A 3985-nucleotide genomic window follows, 5' to 3' on the forward strand; every position below is an offset into this window, starting at 1 on the left:
GGCATCGCCCAAGGGTTTGAGCGCAGCGCCGGTTTCGGGAACGACCACGCCGACGATGGCGCCGATGATCACGGCGATCAGCACTTGCACATAGAGTTTGCCGAATATTCTTTTCATGACAGGGCCCTGATTTTTTATTGTTGTCAGGAAATGCCAAGGAGTCAGATCCAGCGATCTGCCCCTTGGGGTTGTGCCGCAGTACTACTTTGAATCGCTGGAAAATATCAGCGGTTGATCAATGCGATGACCGCATCCGTGATCTGGCGGGTGGTGGCTGTACCACCCAAATCAGGGGTATGCACACCGCTTTCGGTCACCGCTTCGATGGCTGACATCAGCTGTTTCGCCGCAGCGTCTTCGCCCAGGTGTTCGAGCATCATCGCCGCCGTCCAGAACGTAGCAATCGGGTTGGCCACACCTTTGCCGGTGATGTCGAAAGCCGAGCCGTGGATCGGTTCGAACATCGAGGGGAATTTGCGCGACGGGTTCAGGTTGGCGGTCGGTGCGATGCCCAGGCTGCCGGATAACGCGGCTGCCAGATCGGACAGAATGTCAGCGTGCAGGTTGGTGGCGACGATCACATCCAGCGTGGAGGGTTTGAGCACCATGCGCGTAGTCATCGCGTCGACCAGTTCCTTGTCAATTTTGACGTCCGGGAAATCCTTGGCCACTTCGTAGAAAATTTCGTCCCACAACACCATGCCATGACGTTGGGCGTTGGACTTGGTGACCATGGTCAGGTGTTTGCGTGGGCGGCTTTGCGCCAGTTCGAAGGCAAAGCGGTGAATACGTTCCACCCCGGCACGGGTGAATACCGACACTTCAGTGGCAACCTCTTCCGGCAGTCCCCGGTGCACACGACCGCCGTTGCCGGAGTACTCACCTTCGGAGTTTTCCCGCACCACCACCCAGTCGATCTGGTCACCATTGAGCAGCGGGCTTTTCACCCCAGGCAGCACGCGAGCCGGACGCACGTTGGCATACTGATCGAAGCCCTGGCAGATCGGCAGGCGCAAGCCCCACAGGGAAATGTGATCCGGTACGTTGAGTGCTCCCACGGCACCAAAAAAAATCGCGTCGAAGGTTTTCAGTTCTTCCAGACCCCCTTCAGGAATGTAGTAACCGTTTTTCAGGTAGTTATCCGAGTTCCAGTCGAAATGTTTGAAGTCCAGGTCGAAGCCAGATTTTTTCGACAGGGCTTGCAGCACCTCGACGCCAGCGGCGATCACTTCAACACCGATGCCATCACCTGGTACCGCTGCAATTTTGTATGCGCTCATGGTCAACTCCACTCTCGTAACGTTCTTGTTTTGCCTGTCGAACGGGCTGTTCAATCAGGGTGTGAGCGGAGTATATGTAGTGAACAAATAGGTGTGAGTTACTCAAAATCACTACATAAATAACTTTGAGTTACGAATGAACCCAACCTTGGATTTGTCATTTTTTTACCTTCTGGCCAACAAAGGCAGCCTCGCCGCGACCGCGCGAGAGCTGGGCATCACGCCACCGGCGGTGAGCAAGCGTCTCACCGCGCTGGAGGCTCGATTGGGCATCCGCCTGGTGAATCGCACCACGCGCTCAATGAGTCTGACCTCAGAAGGTGAACTGCTTTTTTCCCATGCCGCCCGGATCCTGACGCAGATCGATGAGGTCGAGCAGTTGATCAACAGCAGTCGGGCTACACCTAAAGGTCTGATCCGGGTCAACGCGTCGCTGGGCTTTGGCCGTCGTTACATCGGCCCGGCCCTCGGCGCGTTCTTCGCGCAGTACCCGGAGGTGGAAATACAGCTGGAAATCAGCGATCACCCGCTGGATCTGGCGACCCACGGTTTCGATCTGGGAATCCGTTTCGGCACCCTGCCCGACGCGGCATTCCACGCGCGCAAGATCGCCTCTAACCGTCGCCTGTTATGCGCCTCACCGCTCTACCTGGAAAAACACGGCGTGCCGCAACGCCTCACGGATTTACAGCTACACAACTGCATCTTTCTGCGGCAAAACGAAACGCCTTACGGGGTGTGGAGTTTTACTCACGGTGGGCGTACACAAAACATCAAAGTCCGTGGTGCATTGGGCTGCAATGACGGTGAGGTGGCCCTGAATTGGGCGTTGGAAGGCCACGGAATTCTGCTGCGAGCAGAATGGGATATCGCCCGCTATGTGCGCAGTGGCCGCTTGCGATTAGTGCTGGAAGACCAGACACCAACCCGCGCCGATGTTTTCGCGGTTTACCCGCAACAGTTACACCTGTCGGCGCGAGTGCGCAGCCTGATCGACTTTCTGGTTGAGCGCTTCAAGCACATCGATCACCTGGATGAAGCGGAATCCATGCATGACTGAATCGCGTTTGACGGCATCCACTTCAGTTATATCTATTGAGGGGTAGCTGGCGCTGAGATTGAGCGATTGCTAAAACTGCGTGATCAGGSCGTCATTGCACGATTCGTGGCAACAATTTGCTCATGTGTAAACTGACTGCCGGGAGCCATGAACCTGGCGATCAGTGCGTCGCGGTTTTGTGGCGCCCGTGCCTTGTCTGCCGCGTACAGCGCCAATTTCAGCTCCGGCAATGTCAACTCGGTACAGTAAGCAGGTGTACCTGGTTGCTGACGCCACGAATCTTCAAGGTTGCCAGCGGCAAGCGCGATAAAGCCCGTATCCTCGACAAGATCCTGCGCGATTGCCTCAGCGGTGGTGTCCCCCCCAGCTACAGGTAGGGCTATACGCGTTGAAGACCCGGCTGGTTGGCCTTTATCGGCAAGGGTAGCTGCGAGGACGGCATTCCATGCCTTAACGACCGGGCGGCCAATCTGCTCGCTTACCCAAACGCTCTCGGGCTTGCCGTCGTCAACTTCCTTGATCGCCCCGTCACGTCCCGGGTAGTAATTGGACGTGTCAATGACGACGGTTTTCTCGGGAACGTTACTCAACGTCTGCTTGAGATCAGGGTAGTTTGCGAAGGGGATCGAGAGGATCACAACGTCTACCTCGGACACAGCATCTTCCTTGGTCACGGCGTGTACGCCGATTTCGCTAGCAAGGTTCTGAATGGTCTGAGGGCTCTTCGAGTTTGCCAGTTTGACTTCATGGCCACACGCAGCGAGCTTACGGGCAAGGGTAGCCCCAATGTTGCCGGCGCCGATAATTCCGATTTTCATTTCAATAACCTCTTCACCTACAAACAATATTCAAGTTACTGCTTGGCTGGGTGTGCGAATGAATCAAGCGTGTCGCGAAGCCCCGGAGATCTGAGGTGTGCACGCATGTCGCCTGACTCAGGAAAATACGACTCTTCAAGAATGAAAGGTAACGCTGTCGGTAACCGGCACACGATCCATATGCATGCGGTTGCCTGGAGCGCTCTCGTTCGGGTAGCCGAATGACATCCCAAACAGCATTTTCATTTCTTCAGAAATACCTAGCGCCTCTCGGATCGTAGCTGCATAGAAACCAAGCGAGGTTTGCGGAATGCCGCCTAACCCTCGGGCAGCAAGCGACAGCAGGAAAGTCTGGCCATACATGCCAATGTCGCCAGCAGTTCGAACATTGTCACCAAACACCGGCATGAATAAAAAAACGGCCTGGGGGGCGTTGAAAAAGGACAAATTCAAGGCTGCCGCTCGCCGCCGTCCCTCCTTGTCTTCGCGCATAACGTTCATAGCCTCATAGTAGGCTTTGCCCTGTGCATTCTTGCGATCCCCATAGGGGCCGTAAAAAGCCCCCATATCGAACGAAAAGTCTGGGGTGAATTCGCCTGCAGTATTTTTCGCGTGGAGAATTTGCGAAAGCTCTTTCAATTTCTGGCCACGGACAACATGAACATCCCACGGCTGGGTGTTGCAGTTGGAGGGAGCGCACTGGGCATCCTTCAACACCTCCTGGATGATCTGATCGGGTACAGGAGTGTCTAAAAACCCACGAAAAGACCGCCGTGTACGGGCCGTCTTCTGAAATTGCAGGGTGTCATCCAGCGCTGTATCAGCAT

General features: G+C 55.5%; 4 protein-coding genes. 1 reads left to right on the forward strand and 3 read right to left on the reverse strand.

The window, feature by feature from the left end; translation table 11 throughout:
* Positions 1-224: 224 nt before the first annotated feature.
* Entirely contained in the window at positions 225-1280 is a 1056-nt protein-coding gene (locus AC1DVH_RS27215) for a tartrate dehydrogenase (protein WP_477756403.1), read from the reverse strand.
* Positions 1281-1416: 136 nt separating this feature from the next.
* Between AC1DVH_RS27215 and AC1DVH_RS27220 the strand changes: the two genes are divergently transcribed.
* A complete protein-coding gene (locus tag AC1DVH_RS27220) occupies positions 1417-2340 on the forward strand; it encodes a LysR family transcriptional regulator (RefSeq protein ID WP_477756404.1) in 924 nt (307 codons plus the stop codon).
* A gap of 83 nt (positions 2341-2423) precedes the next feature.
* Here AC1DVH_RS27220 and AC1DVH_RS27225 read toward each other — a convergent pair whose 3' ends face one another.
* A complete protein-coding gene (locus AC1DVH_RS27225; RefSeq protein ID WP_477756405.1) occupies positions 2424-3185 on the reverse strand; it encodes an NADPH-dependent F420 reductase in 762 nt (253 codons plus the stop codon).
* A gap of 108 nt (positions 3186-3293) precedes the next feature.
* A partial coding sequence (locus AC1DVH_RS27230; RefSeq protein ID WP_477756406.1) for a nitroreductase occupies positions 3294-3985 on the reverse strand: 692 nt, incomplete at its 5' end.

The organism is Pseudomonas sp. P4_C3 (genome assembly GCF_056402075.1).

What these genes read in the sequence shown, in the direction of transcription:
- AC1DVH_RS27215 (WP_477756403.1), bottom strand. Translation starts at nt 1,280, where the DNA reads ATGAGCGCATACAAAATTGCAGCGGTACCAGGTGATGGCATCGGTGTT.
- AC1DVH_RS27220 (WP_477756404.1), top strand. Translation starts at nt 1,417, where the DNA reads ATGAACCCAACCTTGGATTTGTCATTTTTTTACCTTCTGGCCAACAAA.